Below are 15,058 nucleotides of genomic sequence, written 5' to 3' on the forward strand. Positions count from 1 at the left end.
GTAGTTTTGGATCTTGCACAAGTCAGCACCACATTGCACGTGATTTTGCATAGGTCAGCGTTGCCTTGCATCGGGGGATGAGGGGGAAGTCGTGCTGCCTGCGTTGGAGCTGTTGTCGGGTGGGGTGGCGGGGCCGCCGGTGGAGGGGTTCGAGGTCGCGTACCTAGATCCGGGCGGGTCGGAGTTCCGGCGTCCGCTGGCGGATGCGTGGGCGGTGCGATTCGAGGATGCGGCGCCGGTGCGCACGTTCGCTTCGTACAGGGGCGGCCAGCGGAACTTCCCGGGACTGTGGTGGTCGTCGACTGTGGGCGGGCACATCGGGTACGAGTCCTGGCTGGAGCGCGATCATGTGATGCTGCTGGACTTCGATCCGTCGGTGGTGGGGATCTCCTCATAGCCGTTCTGGCTGTTCTGGCGGTCGGAGACGGGCAGGAGTGTCTCTCATGCTCCGGACTTCTTCGCGCGCTGCGACGACGGCACGGCGGTTGTGATGGACTGCCGTCCGGCGGAGCGTCGTAAGCCCCGGGACTGGGCGAAAGTTCAAGAAAAAACCCGCCCGAGTGGTACGAGGCGCCGGCTGGCTGACCGTGGCCGCCCTCGTGCTGCACCGCCAGGCAGTCCGCCGCTTGCAACGCGAGGCCCGTCATGCGGGGTCGAACTCCTTGGACGAGCCCGTGTCATGATGACGCCATGCCGTTCAACCACAACGATCATTACCATGACCTGTTACTTCGTGAACTCCCCGAATCATGCCGAAGGGCCCTCGAGGTGGGCTGCGGCACAGGGAGGTTTGCACAGAAACTAGCGCTTCGAGGAATCGAAGTAGATGCCATTGACGTAGATAATCAGGTCATCACCGCCGCACGAGAGAAGAATTCTACTCTCGATCTACCCGGGCAGATCCGCTTCGAGCGGGCAGATATCACACGCCTGACCTTGAAACCGGACACGTACGACTACATCGCATGCTTGGCCAGCATCCACCACGTCCCCTTTAAGGCAGTGCAGAAGCTGCGCGCATCGCTCACCGCGAACGGCGTCCTGGTGATCCTCGGCTGCTACCGAGAAGCGACGCTATGGGACCACGCCGTAAGCCTTCTGGCCGTCCCTGTGAACGCTATTTGGCGTGCTGCGGTGTTCTTCCGAGAGAGCTGGTCAGGAAGCCGTGCCGATCGGGTCACGCAGTCTCCTTCAGTACCTGTGACACCCCCTTCGATGTCGCTTGCGGAGATCCGAGAAGGCAGTGCGGCATATCTTCCAGGCATGCAGATTCGGCGCCTCCTCTTCTGGAGATATTTTTTGGTTTTTCACAACATGAAGGCAGGGCTGGGAAGTGAGTAGCAGCCGGACACACATGGTCTCTCAGCCGCCGAGAAGATACGCCCTGGGGGCCACCTGCGTTGCGTTCAACGACGTGGGACGTGTCCTTATTGCGCGCCGCCGCTCCCCGGAACGCTGGGAGCTGCCCGGCGGCTTGGTGGATCCGGGCGAGGCATTCCATGATGCCGCCACTCGCGAGACTTACGAGGAGACCGGGGTCCACGTCAAAGTCCACGGCCCGGTGGGTGTCTACCAGCATCCGAGCCGGGAAATCCTCGCAGGCATCTTCATCGCGACAGCCGTGTCGGGGGAGCCTCGCCCAACAGCGGAATCCAGTGCCGCCGAGTGGACGGACGTGGAGGATGCTCTCACGCGACTGCACCCCCTCTATCGACCGCGCCTTGAAGACGCCCTCACAGCCAGGGCTTCCGTGACGCTCCGCGTCCATGAAGGAACGGAGGTCCTCTCACTCTTCGAAGCCACCCACGTCTGACATATCCGCGCGCCGCCGGGCTGCGATGTCGAGAATCACCCGCGTCTCCTCGGCGGACCTCGCGAGGCCAGGGGGCGGCCGCCAGCCGTTCGACGCAACGCTCCCTGGCCATCGATGGAGTCCACATCCGGCTGAAGTTACAACCAACCCAGAAATGCAAAGTCAACCTGCGCAGATCCGGGCCGCACAGACCAACACGTTTCTTCATCCCGCAGCTCAGAGCCGGGTCCTGATGCAGCAACAATCGGGACGGGACAGCGGAGCTGATGAGCATAGCGGGCCTTCAGGCCAAGGTCGTTAGCTGTGCGCCGCGCCGTAAGGGCGTAGCCTGCGCGATTCGGGAGTGGTTCATTCGGGAGGGGCGACTCGTTCCCGTTCTGACGGAGGAGGCATGGCGGCGAATCGAACCCCTGATGGGTGGCTCCCGGTCAGCCATCGACCGGCGCATACTGGTCGAAGCTTTGCTGGACAAAGCCGTCTCGGGTTGAGATACGAGCAAGCCTGAAGCCGCTGGCCATAGAGTCCATAGTCGGTGCTGCGGAACATGACCGTTGGAGGTCGGGCCGCCGACGCAGAACTCCGTACGCTCCCCGAAGCCCCTGCTGCGCCACGTCGTGCGTGACGATCTGCGCGTTGGCGGCGCAGTCCTTGATCAGCGCGGAGAGCTCCAGCAGCGCGAACACGTCGTACCGGTGCACAGAGCCTTCGGCGCCCGCGTACCGGTTGACGACCAGCAGGCACTCGGAGTGGGCCGGGAGTCCGAAGAACGCCTGCTTACGGCGGAGCTTGCGCCGCAGGAGGTAGGTACGGGCCAGCCAGCCCAGCGATCCGCTGATTCCGGCGGCTATCACGCCCAGCACGATGTTGCGCACGTCGTCCGTCATGGCCGGGCATGTTATCGGTCATTCGGGTAACCGTTCGAGGCGGTCCTGACGATCCGGGTGCCCGCGGGCTAGCCTGCGCGGAGATCCGTTGACTGGAGGTTCGTATGCGCCGTTCCGTCGGCCGGAACATGTCGATAGTGGCCGCTCTCGCCGTGGTCGCCTCGCTCGGGGCCGCCGCCCCCGCGGGCTCCGCGCAGCCCGCCCACAAGCCACCGGCCCCGCCCAAGTCCCCGGTGGCGGTGGGGTACGGGGGAGCGGTGGCCAGTGTCGACCGGGACGCGTCGGCGGTCGGGATCGAGGTGCTGCGCCAGGGCGGCAACGCGGTGGACGCGGCCGTGGCGACCGCCGCCGCGCTCGGCGTGACCGAGCCGTACTCGGCGGGCATCGGCGGCGGAGGCTACTTCGTCCACTACGACGCCAAGAAGCGCACCATCCGCACGATCGACGGCCGCGAGACCGCACCCCGCAGCGCCGACGCCTCCCTCTTCCTGGAGAACGGCAAGCCCATCCCGTTCGAGGAAGGCGTCACCAGCGGCCTCGGCGTCGGCACCCCCGGCACCCCCGCCACCTGGGAGCGCGCACTCGACACCTGGGGCTCCAAGTCCCTTCGTACGCTGCTGAAACCGGCCGAACGCCTAGCCCGGGACGGCTTCGTGGTGGACGGAACCTTCCGCTCGCAGACGGCCTCCAACCAGGCCCGGTTCGCCGACTTCCCGGCCTCCGCGAAGCTGTTCCTGCCCGGCGGTGAACTGCCCGTCGTCGGCTCGGTGTTCAAGAACCCCGACCTGGCCCGTACGTACGAGAAGCTCGGCCGCAAGGGCGTCGGGGAGCTGTACCGGGGTGAGTTGGCGGACGACGTCGTCCGTACGGTCCGCAAGCCACCGGTCGACCCGGAGGCCACCCGCACCGTCCGCCCCGGCGACCTCACCCGCAAGGACCTCTCCTCCTACCGCACGCTCCAGCAGAACCCGACGAAGGTCGGCTACCGGGGCCTGGACGTGTACGGCATGGCGCCGTCCTCGTCCGGCGGTACGACCGTGGGCCAGGCGCTCAACATGCTGGAGCGCACCGACCTCTCGCGGGCGAGCCAGACCCGCTACCTCCACCGGCTCATCGAGGCGAGCCGCATCGCCTTCGCCGACCGGGGCCGCTGGGTCGGCGACCCGGCCTTCGAGGACGTGCCCACGAAGGAGCTGCTCAGCCAGCGGTTCGCCGACGCGCGCGGGTGCCTGATCAGGGACGACGCGGTGCTGACCAGCCCGGTGGCGCCCGGTGACCCACGAAACCCGGCGCGGTGCGGGAGCGGTGGTACGGCGGCGCCGACGACGTTCGAGGGCGAGAACACCACGCACCTGACGACGGCCGACAAGTGGGGCAACGTCGTCTCCTACACCCTGACGATCGAGTCCACCGGCGGCAGCGGCATCACGGTGCCCGGCCGCGGCTTCCTCCTCAACAACGAGCTGACCGACTTCTCCTTCGCCCCGGCCAACCCGGCCGTCCACGACCCGAACCTGCCGGGCCCGGCCAAGCGGCCCCGCTCGTCCATGTCCCCGACCATCGTGCTCAAGGACGGCAAGCCGCTCCTCGCCCTGGGCTCTCCGGGCGGCGCCACGATTATCACCACCGTGCTCCAGTCCCTGACCGGTCATCTCGACCGCGGGCTCCCGCTCGTCGACGCGATCGCCGCACCCCGCGCCAGCCAGCGGAACGCGGCCACCACCGAGATCGAGCCGGACCTGTGGAACAGCCCGGTCCGCGGTGAGCTCGAAGCGCTCGGCCACGCCTTCCGGCAGAACCCGGAGATCGGCGCCGCCACCGGCGTACAGCGGCTCCCCGACGGCCGCTGGCTGGCGGCGGCGGAAAAGGTGCGGCGCGGCGGTGGCTCGGCCATGGTGGTGCAGCCGGGCGGCAGGAGCTGACCCGGCCTCATGCAGCAGGGGCGGCGGGGCCGGCCGTACGCGGTGTGTGCGCGTACGGCCGGGCCCGCCGCCGGGGGAGGGGAGAGCCGGAGATCCCGAGCCGGCAGCCGAGGAGGAGCCGTACGGGTCCCTCCGGTCGACTGGAAGGGCCGTCCCCCACGATGCGCACCCGAACGTTCGCTCTGACCGCCGCCACCTCCGCCGTCTGCGGCGCCGCCCTGCTCGGCCCGGCGGCCCTGCCCGCCACCGCCGACGTGTCCGTACCTGACGCACCGCCGGACACCCGGGTGGGTCCCGCGCCGGGAGGCCTCGCGGACGCGCCGGTGAGCGCGGACCTTCGGGCGAGCGCCGATCTTCGGGCGAGCACGCGTCTTCGGGCGAGCGCGGATCTTCCGGTGAGTGCGGAGGAGCTGCTCGCCGAGGTCCGCTCCTGCCGGCAGATCTCACGAGGCAAATACCGTACGGACGCCAACCGCGCCAAGGCCACCGTCCCGGTCTGCGCCACCACGGACGCCGTGTTCTGGAAGGCGGACATGGACATCGACTGCGACGGCCGGAAGACCAAGGCCTGCAACACGCGGACCGACCCGTACTTCCAGCCGCAGACCGCGTTCACGACCTCGCGCGGCAAACCGCTGGACTCGGCCCGGCTGCCGTTCGTGGTGGTGCCGGCGCCGGGCCGGATCTGGGACTACCGGAAGTCCGGGCTGACCGGCGGCAGCGTCGTCGCCGTGATCCACCGGGGCCAGGTGCGGTACGCCGTCATCGGTGACACCGGACCCGCCGGGATCATCGGCGAGGGCTCGTACGCGCTGGCGAAGGAGCTGTCCATCGACCCGCACCCGACGACCGGAGGTGCCGCGTCCGGCGTCACGTACATCGCGTTCAAGGACTCCCGCATCTCACCGATCGAGAGCCGCGCCACGGCGGAGAGCCGGGGCGAGGAGCTGGCGAGGGCGTTCGTCGGACGCTGAGGACTCCGGCCGGGCGGTCAGAGGGCGGTGAGGACGCGCGGGCCGGCGTCCGTGATGGCCACCGTGTGCTCGGCGTGCGCGGCCCGGCTGCCGTCGGTCGTCCGGAGCGTCCAGCCGTCCGGGTCGTGGCGGAAGTCGTCGAGGCCGCCGGCGAGCAGCATGGGCTCGATCGCGAGGACCATCCCGTGGCGCAGCGGCATGCCGCGTCCCGGCCGTCCCTCGTTCGGCACAGAGGGGTCCTCGTGCATCGAACGGCCGATGCCGTGGCCGCCGTGCCCGTCGAGGATGCCGTAGCCCGCCTTGCGGCAGACGGTGCCGATGGCGTGGGCGATGTCGCCGATCCGGTTGCCGACGACGGCCGCCGCGATGCCCGCCTCCAGCGCGGTGGTGGCCGCGTCGATCAGCTCGGTGTCGGCGGGACGGGCCGTGCCGACGGTGAAGCTGACCGCCGCGTCGCCCGCCCAGCCGCCGAGGGTCGCGCCCGCGTCCACGCTGACCAGGTCCCCGTCGCGCAGGGGCTCGGCCGACGGGATGCCGTGGACGACGGCGTCGTTGACGGAGACGCAGATGACGGCCGGGAACGGGGTCGGCGCGAAGTGCGGCTGGTAGTTCAGGAACGGCGAGGAGGCTCCGGCTTCGCGCAGCACCTCGCGCGCCGCCTCGTCCAGCTCGCGCGGCGTCACGCCGATCGCCGCGACCTCCTGGGCGCGGGCCAGGATTCGCGCGACGACGCGTCCGGACTCCCGCATGGCTTCGATGGATGTGTCTGTCTTGATGTGCACCATGCCCATTACTATACCGGTCGAAGCGGTATAGTAATGACGGTATAAGAATGGTGGACCGTAGTAGAGTGGCCTCATGGTCCGCACTCCTCTCACCCCCGAAGAGCGCCTCCGCGGCGAACGGCTCGGCCGCTTGCTCCGCGAGGCGCGCGGGGAGCGCAGCATGGTCGCCGTCGCGGCGAGCGCCGGAATCTCCGCCGAGACCCTCCGCAAGATCGAGACCGGCCGTGCCCCGACCCCCGCCTTCTTCACGGTCGCCGCGCTCGCCGGAGCGCTCGGCCTCTCCATGGACGAGCTGCTCGGCCGCTGTGCCGCCGAGCCCGCCGTCGTACCCCTGATCGCGTGACGGGTGTGCGGTGCGTAGGGTCGCGTCCGTGACTCTCCAGGACTTCGCGCGCAGCGAATACGTCAGCCTGACCACCTACCGCAAGAACGGCACGCCCGTCGCCACGCCCGTATGGGCGGCCGCCGAGGGCGAGGTGCTGTACGTGTGGACCCGCTCCGACTCATGGAAGGTCAAGCGGCTCCGGAACGACACCCGGGTCGCCGTCACCGTCTGCGACGTACGCGGCCGGATCGCCGAAGGCGCCCCGAGCGCCGAGGGTACCGGGCGTCTCCTCGACGCGGACGAGACCCGCGCGGTGCGCAAGCTGCTGGCCCGCAAGTACACCTGGAAGTTCTGGCTCGTCGACTGGCCCGCCACCGTCGCCCGCCTCGGCAAGCGCCCGCACACCGGGATCGCCGTTACTTTCTGACGGTGGCCCCCGGGGGCGCACGCCGGCCGGCGCCGTGCACCCGCCGCAGCGCGGACGAAAGCTGCGCGTAGCCGCCCCGTAACACACCTGCGGTCGAATGCCTGCGGACTGGAAGGCTCCAGTCGACGGTCGGCGAGGGCGGCGATGGTGGTGACGGTGCATCAGCAAGCAGTGGATGTAGGCACGTTCGCGCACTACCTACGGGAACTGACCGCACGGCTCGACCCCGGACGCGGGTGGTACGGGGTATTCACCCGGCGCGACCCGCAGGGCATGGGCTCCTGCCTCGACGGCGTGGAGATACCGCCCTGGGACGTGGTGGAGTCGCTGCTCGCCGACCTGGCCGCGCTCCACGGCGCGTACTTCGCCGAGCAGGCGTCGGTACGGGCCGCCGCGCTGTACTCCGCCGCCGCGGCCGCCCACGACCGCCGGCCGGGAGGACGCCAGGAGCTGGTGCACCGGCTGGAGTTGATGATCCGCGAGCAGGGCCGGGCGGCGGAGCGCCTGCGTGCGGCCGAGGTGGCGGGGGCGGGCCCTGCCGACTCGGAGGTGCTGGCCTGGGCCCAGGACGACCATCGTCGCGCCGCGGCCCGGTGCGCGGAGCTGCGGGGGCGGCTGGCGGCGGTGACGGTTCCGCATCCGCGTGTCGGGGCGTCGGCGGAGCGAGGGGGTGTACGGGGGGTGGCGCCGGAGCCTGTACGGGAGCCCTTGCCAGAGCTCGTACGGGAGCCGTTGCAGGACTTCGTACGGGAGCCGGTGCAGGGCCTCGCGCCGGGGGCCGCTCCGGCGGCAGGGGGTGCGGAAGCGCTCGGACGGTCCCGGTCCTGGTCCCGCTCCGGCGGGCCCGCCGCTGGTTCCGCCCCGGATCCCGCTCCTCGGCGGAAGAAGCCGCGTGGTGCTCGGTTCGCCGGTCTCGACGTGGACGACGAGGAGGAGACCGGGTACGTGCCCTCGGCCGTTCCCGTCCTGCCCGTGCCCGCGCCGGAGGGCGGCTCCGCTCCGCGGGGCGCTCGCTTCGGCGGCGGGGTGGCGGAGGAGGCGGAGCCGCAGGCGCCCGCGTCGGCCGAGCTGCCGGATCAGGGGGCGGGCGAGGCCGTGGCCGCCGCCGTCGCGCGGCTGGTCCGGCTCCGTGCGGAGGGGCGCAGCGGCGAGGCCCACGTGGTGCTCTGCGAGGTGGCGGCCTGGCCCGCGCCCCGGCTGCCGGTGCTGGCGGTCGCCCTGTACCGGGCCGGCCTCGCCGCCGACTGGACGACCCTGCTCTGGGAGGCGTCCTCGCTGCCGCCCGCCGCCTTCGCCGCGGCGGCGGGAGCGCTGGCCGCGGCGGGCCGGGAGGAGGACTGCGGGCTGCTGCTCCGGCAGGGGGTGGCCCGGCCCGCCGCCGAGGTCGCCGAGGCCGTTCTCGCGCTGGACGGCGCGGGCCGCGAGGGCGAGGCGCGGGCGTTGCTCGGCGCCTTCGTCCGCGTACGTACGCCGCAGGAGGCGGCCGAACTCGCGGGCGGCGGCGGGGACCGCGTGCTGCCCCACCTGCTGGCGGCGGCCCGCGAGGTGTCCGTGGAGCGGGAGTGGGACCTGGTCCACGCGCTACGGGTGGCGGGTATGCCGGGGGTGTGAGGCGGCCGGGAGCCGCCGGATGACGCCCGAACCCCCCGGCCGCACGCCACGCGAGGGCCCAACACGCCCCCGGCCGCACGCCGCTCGGAGGCCTGGCCCGCCCCCGGCCACCCGCTCAGAGCATCCCCATCGTCGTCCGCCGGTACGTCGAGCGCCGGTCCTCGATGACCGTCCAGCGGTCCCCGTACACCGTCTCGCGTACCGCCTCGTCCTGCAGGAAATCGTGCGGGAAGCCCAGCGGCACCCTGCTCACCGTGTCCAGCCGGTCCACGGCGTCCACGTCCAGCTTCACCTCCAGGCAGCCGAGGGCGTCGGTGAGCTGGTCCGGGGTGGACGGGCCGAGGATCGGGACGATGTTGCCCGGGCGGCGGCGCAGCCAGGCCAGCGCCACGGCGGCCGGGCTCCAGCCACCGTCCCGGGCGATCTCGACGACGGCCCGCACGGTCTCCCGCGCGCGCAGCTCCGCCTCGTCCGGCCGGCCTGCCACCGCCTCCTCCTGCTCCCGGCCACCCGCGAGGCGGCCCCGGGCGAGCGGACTCCAGGCGAAGACGGCCTGGTCGAACGCGCGGGCCTGCGGCAGCAGTTCGCGCTCCGGGGTGCGCTCCAGCAGGCTGTACCGCAGCTGCGACCCCGTGAACGGCGTCCAGCCGCGGAGCTCGGCGACCGTACTGGCCTGCGCGATCTCCCAGGCGGGCCAGTCGGACACGCCGACGTACAGCACCTTGCCGCTCCGGACCAGGTCGTCGAGCGCGCGCATGACCTCCTCGACCGGCGTGAAGTTGTCCCGGGCGTGCACCCAGAGGACATCGAGCCGGTCGGTGCGCAGCCGCCGGAGACTCGCCTCCACGGACTGCACCAGGTTCTTGCGGTGGTTGCCACCGGAGTTGACGTCGCCGGGCCGGGTCGCACAGGTGTACTTGCTGGCGAGGACGAGCGCGTCGCGGCGGTCGCCCAGCAGCTCGCCCAGGACCGTCTCGGAGGTGCCGCCCGCGTAGATGTCCGCCGTGTCCAGGAAATTGCCGCCGGCCTCCAGGTAGGCGTCGAGGATCCGGCCGGAGGTCTCCCGTACGGCGGCGTGGCCGGATTCGTGGCGGCCCAGGGTCATGGCGCCCAGCGCGAGCTCGCTGACGCGCAGACCGGTCCTGCCGAAGAGTGTGCAGCGCATGAAGGATCCTTTTCGCTCGACCGGTGCAAGGTGACGTCCGGAGACGCCAGCAGGCTATGAGCTGGAGCGCACTTCAGGGCAACTCCCTCACGGTTCCGCGTGACGCGCCGCACAGGCACGGAATGATGCGTACCGTGGCCGGTGTGGACCGCTCGGGTGCGAAACATGATCGACTCAGCCGGTTCACGGCGATGGTCTTGCCCCGCCGGACGGAGGGGCTTACGTTCTCCATCCATGCACCGATCTACGTGCGTAGAAAACGCGTAGAGGCTCTCTGACGCCGCGTCGAAGGAGCAGCTCATGTCCCACGTCGTACGCGCCGCACTCGTCCAGGCGACCTGGACCGGCGACACCGAATCCATGATCGCCAAGCATGAGGACCATGCGCGCGAGGCCGCCCGGCAGGGGGCGAAGATCATCGGGTTCCAGGAGGTGTTCAACGCCCCCTACTTCTGCCAGGTCCAGGAGCCCGAGCACTACCGCTGGGCCGAGCCGGTCCCGGACGGGCCCACCGTCCGCCGGATGCAGGATCTGGCCCGCGAGACCGGCATGGTCATCGTCGTCCCGGTCTTCGAGGTCGAGCAGTCCGGCTTCTACTACAACACGGCCGCCGTGATCGACGCCGACGGCTCCTACCTCGGCAAGTACCGCAAGCACCACATCCCGCAGGTCAAGGGGTTCTGGGAGAAGTACTACTTCAAGCCCGGCAACATCGGCTGGCCGGTCTTCGACACCGCTGTCGGCAAGGTCGGCGTCTACATCTGCTACGACCGGCACTTCCCCGAAGGGTGGCGCCAACTCGGACTCAACGGGGCCCAGTTGGTCTACAACCCGTCCGCCACCTCGCGCGGCCTCTCCGGCCACCTCTGGCAGCTGGAACAGCCCGCCTCCGCCGTCGCCAACGAGTACTTCGTCGCCGCGATCAACCGTGTCGGCCAGGAGGAGTACGGCGACAACGACTTCTACGGCACCAGCTACTTCGTCGACCCGCGCGGCCAGTTCGTCGGAGACGTCGCCAGCGACAAGGAGGAGGAACTCGTCGTCCGCGACCTGGACTTCGGTCTGATCGAGGAGGTCCGCCGGCAGTGGGCCTTCTACCGGGACCGCAGGCCCGACGCCTACGACGGGCTGGTGGAGCCGTGAGCGGACTGCACGAACGCCACCTGGCCGTCAGCCCCGAGTGGCTGGCCCTCTACTACCGCCACCCCATCGAACTCACCCACGGCGAGGGTCGGTACGTCTGGGACGCCGACGGCAACCGCTACCTCGACTTCTTCGGCGGCATCCTCACCACCATGACCGCCCACGCCCTGCCCGAGGTCACCAAGGCGGTCGCCGAACAGGCCGGGCGGATCATCCACTCCTCCACGCTCTACCTCAACCGCCCGATGGTGGAGCTGGCCGAGCGGATCGCCCACCTCTCCGGCATCCCCGACGCCCGGGTCTTCTTCACCACCTCGGGCACCGAGGCGAACGACACCGCGCTGCTGCTCGCCACCGCGTACCGCAGGTCCAACCAGATCCTCGCGATGCGCAACAGCTACCACGGCCGCTCCTTCTCCGCGGTCTCCATCACCGGCAACCACGCCTGGTCGCCCACGACGCTCTCCCCGCTCCAGACGCTGTACGTCCACGGAGGCGTCCGATCCCGTGGCCCGTACGCGGAGTTGAGCGACGAGCGGTTCATCCGGGCGTGCGTCGCCGATCTGGAGGACCTCCTCGGCCACACCCGGGAGGCCGCGGCGCTCATCGCGGAACCGATCCAGGGCGTCGGCGGCTTCACCTCGCCGCCCGACGGACTGTTCGCCGCGTTCCGCGAAGTCCTGGACCGGCACGGCGTGTTGTGGATCTCGGACGAGGTGCAGACCGGGTGGGGGCGGACCGGTGAGCACTTCTGGGGCTGGCAGGCGCACGCCGAGCACGGCCCGCCGGACATCCTCACCTTCGCCAAGGGCATCGGCAACGGCATGTCCATCGGCGGAGTCGTCGCCCGCGCGGAGGTGATGAACTGCCTGGACGCCAACTCCATCTCCACGTTCGGCGGTTCACCCGTCACCATGGCGGCCGGTCTCGCCAACCTCTCGTACCACCTGGAGCACGACCTCCAAGGCAACGCGCGGCGCGTCGGCGGGCTCCTCATCGAGCGGCTGCGGGGGATCGCCGCCGGATCCGACGCCGTACGCGAAGTACGCGGCCGGGGCCTGATGATCGGCATCGAGCTGGTCAAACCCGGTACGGACGAGGCGGATCCGGAGGCGGCCACGGCCGTCCTGGAGGCGGCGCGCGCGGGTGGGCTGCTCATCGGCAAGGGCGGCGGCCACAACACCAGCGTGCTGCGGATCGCCCCGCCCCTGACCCTCACGGTCGCCGAGGCGGAGGAGGGCGCGTCGGTCCTGGCCGAAGCCCTGCGCGCCGCCGGCTGACCACCGCACGCGCGCAGTCCGAGCCCCGTACGGACGGGGAGCGCCGCCCGAACGGAGCCTGTACCGAGCACCGTACGGACGCGGAGCACCGTCCGAACGGAACCCGTACCGAGCACCGTACGAAGGCGGAGCACCGTCCGAACGGAGCCGCCCGTACCGAGCGCCGTACGAGCGCCAACCGACCGGCGTACGGGGGTCCATGTGCGTGGACCCCCGTACCGCCCCAGCGAGGAGGTACCCATGAGCCGCACCGTCATCCACGGTGGTCTGGTCATCACCGCGTCCGACGAGATCCACGCCGACGTCCTCGTCGAGGGCGGGCGCATCGCCGCACTCGCCGCCCACGGCACCGACGCCGCCGAGTCCTGGAGCGCCGACCGCAGGATCGACGCCACCGGGAAGTACGTCATCCCGGGTGGTGTCGACGCGCACACCCACATGGAGATGCCGTTCGGCGGCACGTACGCCGCCGACACCTTCGAGACCGGCACCCGCGCCGCGGCCTGGGGCGGGACCACCACCATCGTGGACTTCGCGATCCAGAGCGTGGGCAAGTCGCTGCGCGAAGGGCTCGACGCCTGGTACGCCAAGGCCGACGGCAACTGCGCCATCGACTACGCCTTCCACATGATCCTCGCCGACGTGAACCCGTCCTCGCTCAAGGAGATGGACCGGCTCGTCGCCGAGGGCGTCACGTCGTTCAAGCTGTTCATGGCGTACCCGGGCGTCTTCTACTCCGACGACGGCCAGATCCTGCGGGCGATGCAACGGGCCTCCGGCAACGGTGGGTTGATCATGATGCACGCCGAGAACGGCATCGCCATCGACGTCCTCGTCGAACAGGCCCTCGCCGCCGGCCGCACCGACCCGCGCTACCACGGAGACGTCCGCAAGGTCGCCCTGGAGGCCGAGGCCACCCACCGCGCGATCCAGCTCGCCCGGGTCGCGGGATCGCCGCTCTACGTCGTCCACGTCTCCGCCGACGAGGCGGTGGAGGAGATCGCCGCCGCCCGCCACAAGGGGCTCCCGGTCTTCGGCGAGACCTGTCCGCAGTACCTGTTCCTCTCCACCGACAACCTCGCCGAGCCCGACTTCGAAGGCGCCAAGTACGTCTGCTCCACGCCGCTGCGCCCCAAGGAGCACCAGGAGACCCTGTGGCGGGGCTTGCGGAACAACGAGCTCCAGGTCGTCTCCACCGACCACTGCCCCTTCTGCTTCTCCGGCCAGAAGGAGATGGGCCGCGGCGACTTCTCCAAGATCCCCAACGGCATGCCCGGCGTCGAGCACCGGATGGACCTGCTGCACCAGGCCGTCGTGGACGGACACATCACCCGCCGCCGCTGGATCGAGATCGCCTGCGCCTCCCCGGCCCGGATGTTCGGCCTCTACCCGAAGAAGGGCACCATCGCCCCGGGCGCCGACGCGGACATCGTCATCTACGACCCGCACGCCGAACAGACCCTCTCCGCCGAGACGCACCACATGGACGTCGACTACTCGGCGTACGAGGGCAAGCGGATTACCGGCCAGGTCGAGACCGTGCTCTCACGCGGCGAACTCGTCCTCGACAAACAGAAGTTCACCGGACGCGCCGGACACGGCATGTACACCCCGCGTGCCACCAGTCAGTACCTCGACTAGGAGATCCCGCATGGACTTCGGACTCGTCCTCCAGACCGACCCGCCCGCCTCCGCCGTCGTCGGCCTGATGCGCCGCGCCGAACGCAACGGCTTCCGCTACGGCTGGACCTTCGACTCGGCCGTGCTCTGGCAGGAACCGTTCGTCATCTACAGCCGCATCCTGGAGCACACCGACCGGATGACCGTCGGCCCGATGGTCACCAACCCGGGCACCCGCACCTGGGAGGTGACCGCCTCCACCTTCGCCACCCTCAACGACATGTACGGCAACCGCACGGTCTGCGGGATCGGGCGCGGCGACTCCGCGATGCGTGTCGCGGGCCGCCGGCCCAACACACTGGCCCGGCTGGGGGAGGCCATCGACGTCATCCGGGACCTCGCGGAGGGCCGGGAGGCGACGGTCGACGGGCAGCCGGTGCAGATCCCCTGGGTGAAGGACGGGCGGCTGCCGGTGTGGATGGCGGCGTACGGGCCCAAGGCCCTCGCCCTGGCCGGCCAGAAGGCGGACGGGTTCATCCTCCAGCTCGCTGACCCGTTCCTCACCGAGTGGATGATCAAGGCGGTACGGGACGCGGCATCCGACGCCGGCCGGGACCCGGACTCCGTCACCATCTGCGTCGCCGCCCCCGCCTACGTCGGCGACGACCTCGACCACGCCCGTGAGCAGTGCCGCTGGTTCGGCGGGATGGTCGGCAACCACGTCGCCGACCTGGTCGCCCGGTACGGCGAGCACTCGGGGATGGTGCCGGACGAGCTGACCGCGTACATCGCGGGGCGCTCCGGCTACGACTACAGCCACCACGGCCGCACCGGCAACCCGGACACCGCCTTCGTCCCCGACGAGATCGTCGATCGGTTCTGCCTGCTGGGACCCGCCGAGGCGCACATCGAGAAGCTCCGGGCGCTGCGGGACATGGGCGTCGACCAGTTCGCCGTCTACAACATGCACGACGCGCGCGAGGCGACCATCGACGCGTACGGCTCCACGATCATCCCCGCACTGAACGCCTGACCCGCCTGCGCCCCCCCCCACGACCCCGTCCCGCCCGTACCGCACCCCGCCCGCACCGCCCCGCACGGCACCGCTC

The 15,058-nt window shown here is 70.6% G+C and carries 14 protein-coding genes and 1 pseudogene; 12 read left to right on the forward strand and 3 right to left on the reverse strand.

What is annotated here, in order from left to right; genetic code table 11:
• The first annotated feature begins 91 nt into the window (after positions 1-91).
• The 3 genes from ACQP09_RS30375 (at position 92) to ACQP09_RS30385 (ending at position 1,813) form a co-directional block, all read left to right on the forward strand.
• On the forward strand, positions 92-397 hold the full coding sequence (locus ACQP09_RS30375) for a hypothetical protein (protein WP_433405482.1): 306 nt from the start codon (positions 92-94) through the stop codon (positions 395-397).
• A 293-nt stretch (positions 398-690) separates the two neighbouring features.
• Positions 691-1,341: a class I SAM-dependent methyltransferase gene (locus ACQP09_RS30380; RefSeq protein ID WP_433405485.1), complete on the forward strand. Its 651-nt coding sequence runs from the start codon at positions 691-693 to the stop codon at positions 1,339-1,341.
• Positions 1,342-1,354: 13 nt separating this feature from the next.
• Positions 1,355-1,813 carry an NUDIX hydrolase gene (locus ACQP09_RS30385; protein ID WP_433405488.1) on the forward strand — a complete coding sequence of 153 codons (459 nt, stop codon included), beginning with the start codon at positions 1,355-1,357 and terminating at the stop codon, positions 1,811-1,813.
• A gap of 511 nt (positions 1,814-2,324) precedes the next feature.
• On the opposite strand, the pseudogene ACQP09_RS30390 reads toward ACQP09_RS30385, so the two are convergent.
• A pseudogene (locus ACQP09_RS30390) lies at positions 2,325-2,697 on the reverse strand (hypothetical protein); the annotation flags it as partial.
• 104 nt (positions 2,698-2,801) lie between these two features.
• Between ACQP09_RS30390 and ggt the strand changes: the two are divergent.
• Together ggt and ACQP09_RS30400 are read left to right on the forward strand one after the other, a co-directional pair.
• Positions 2,802-4,619 carry a gamma-glutamyltransferase gene (gene ggt, locus ACQP09_RS30395; RefSeq protein ID WP_433405490.1) on the forward strand — a complete coding sequence of 606 codons (1,818 nt, stop codon included), beginning with the start codon at positions 2,802-2,804 and terminating at the stop codon, positions 4,617-4,619.
• 161 nt (positions 4,620-4,780) lie between these two features.
• Complete coding sequence (locus tag ACQP09_RS30400) at positions 4,781-5,593, forward strand: glycoside hydrolase family 75 protein (protein ID WP_433405493.1); 813 nt, start codon at positions 4,781-4,783, stop codon at positions 5,591-5,593.
• A 17-nt stretch (positions 5,594-5,610) separates the two neighbouring features.
• Here the strand turns inward: ACQP09_RS30400 and map are convergent, their stop codons facing one another.
• Positions 5,611-6,378 carry a type I methionyl aminopeptidase gene (gene map, locus ACQP09_RS30405; protein ID WP_433405496.1) on the reverse strand — a complete coding sequence of 256 codons (768 nt, stop codon included), beginning with the start codon at positions 6,376-6,378 and terminating at the stop codon, positions 5,611-5,613.
• A gap of 73 nt (positions 6,379-6,451) precedes the next feature.
• Between map and ACQP09_RS30410 the strand changes: the two genes are divergently transcribed.
• The 3 genes from ACQP09_RS30410 to ACQP09_RS30420 all read left to right on the forward strand — a co-directional run bounded on the left by ACQP09_RS30410 (position 6,452) and on the right by ACQP09_RS30420 (position 8,741).
• Positions 6,452-6,721 carry a helix-turn-helix domain-containing protein gene (locus ACQP09_RS30410; RefSeq protein ID WP_356749306.1) on the forward strand — a complete coding sequence of 90 codons (270 nt, stop codon included), beginning with the start codon at positions 6,452-6,454 and terminating at the stop codon, positions 6,719-6,721.
• Positions 6,722-6,749: 28 nt separating this feature from the next.
• Positions 6,750-7,130, forward strand: coding sequence for a PPOX class F420-dependent oxidoreductase (locus tag ACQP09_RS30415; RefSeq protein ID WP_432151367.1), 381 nt, complete (start codon positions 6,750-6,752; stop codon positions 7,128-7,130).
• A gap of 150 nt (positions 7,131-7,280) precedes the next feature.
• A complete protein-coding gene (locus ACQP09_RS30420; protein ID WP_433406813.1) occupies positions 7,281-8,741 on the forward strand; it encodes a hypothetical protein in 1,461 nt (486 codons plus the stop codon).
• Between the two features lie 115 nt (positions 8,742-8,856).
• On the opposite strand, the gene ACQP09_RS30425 is transcribed toward ACQP09_RS30420, so the two are convergent.
• The gene (locus tag ACQP09_RS30425) at positions 8,857-9,906 is read right to left on the reverse strand and encodes an aldo/keto reductase (RefSeq protein ID WP_433405500.1); all 1,050 of its coding nucleotides are present in this window, start codon (positions 9,904-9,906) and stop codon (positions 8,857-8,859) included.
• 300 nt (positions 9,907-10,206) lie between these two features.
• Between ACQP09_RS30425 and ACQP09_RS30430 the strand changes: the two genes are divergently transcribed.
• The 4 genes from ACQP09_RS30430 to ACQP09_RS30445 all read left to right on the forward strand — a co-directional run bounded on the left by ACQP09_RS30430 (position 10,207) and on the right by ACQP09_RS30445 (position 14,982).
• The gene (locus tag ACQP09_RS30430) at positions 10,207-11,049 is read left to right on the forward strand and encodes a nitrilase-related carbon-nitrogen hydrolase (protein WP_433405503.1); all 843 of its coding nucleotides are present in this window, start codon (positions 10,207-10,209) and stop codon (positions 11,047-11,049) included.
• A complete protein-coding gene (locus tag ACQP09_RS30435; protein WP_433405506.1) occupies positions 11,046-12,329 on the forward strand; it encodes an aspartate aminotransferase family protein in 1,284 nt (427 codons plus the stop codon). Before ACQP09_RS30430 ends, ACQP09_RS30435 begins: the two co-directional genes overlap by 4 nt.
• 240 nt (positions 12,330-12,569) lie before the next feature.
• Positions 12,570-13,970: a dihydropyrimidinase gene (hydA, locus tag ACQP09_RS30440; protein WP_433405508.1), complete on the forward strand. Its 1,401-nt coding sequence runs from the start codon at positions 12,570-12,572 to the stop codon at positions 13,968-13,970.
• A gap of 10 nt (positions 13,971-13,980) precedes the next feature.
• Complete coding sequence (locus ACQP09_RS30445; protein ID WP_433405511.1) at positions 13,981-14,982, forward strand: TIGR03842 family LLM class F420-dependent oxidoreductase; 1,002 nt, start codon at positions 13,981-13,983, stop codon at positions 14,980-14,982.
• The last annotated feature ends 76 nt before the right edge of the window (positions 14,983-15,058 follow it).

The organism is Streptomyces sp. CA-146814 (genome assembly GCF_050942385.1).
GTDB lineage: Bacteria > Actinomycetota > Actinomycetes > Streptomycetales > Streptomycetaceae > Streptomyces.

Excerpts from the sequence above, each read along its gene's own strand:
- ACQP09_RS30430 (WP_433405503.1), top strand. The coding sequence starts at position 10,207 with ATGTCCCACGTCGTACGCGCCGCACTCGTCCAGGCGACCTGGACCGGC.
- ACQP09_RS30410 (WP_356749306.1), top strand. The coding sequence starts at position 6,452 with ATGGTCCGCACTCCTCTCACCCCCGAAGAGCGCCTCCGCGGCGAACGG.
- ACQP09_RS30425 (WP_433405500.1), bottom strand. The coding sequence starts at position 9,906 with ATGCGCTGCACACTCTTCGGCAGGACCGGTCTGCGCGTCAGCGAGCTC.
- map (WP_433405496.1), bottom strand. The coding sequence starts at position 6,378 with ATGGTGCACATCAAGACAGACACATCCATCGAAGCCATGCGGGAGTCC.
- hydA (WP_433405508.1), top strand. The coding sequence starts at position 12,570 with ATGAGCCGCACCGTCATCCACGGTGGTCTGGTCATCACCGCGTCCGAC.
- ggt (WP_433405490.1), top strand. The coding sequence starts at position 2,802 with ATGCGCCGTTCCGTCGGCCGGAACATGTCGATAGTGGCCGCTCTCGCC.
- ACQP09_RS30400 (WP_433405493.1), top strand. The coding sequence starts at position 4,781 with ATGCGCACCCGAACGTTCGCTCTGACCGCCGCCACCTCCGCCGTCTGC.
- ACQP09_RS30385 (WP_433405488.1), top strand. The coding sequence starts at position 1,355 with ATGGTCTCTCAGCCGCCGAGAAGATACGCCCTGGGGGCCACCTGCGTT.
- ACQP09_RS30380 (WP_433405485.1), top strand. The coding sequence starts at position 691 with ATGCCGTTCAACCACAACGATCATTACCATGACCTGTTACTTCGTGAA.
- ACQP09_RS30445 (WP_433405511.1), top strand. The coding sequence starts at position 13,981 with ATGGACTTCGGACTCGTCCTCCAGACCGACCCGCCCGCCTCCGCCGTC.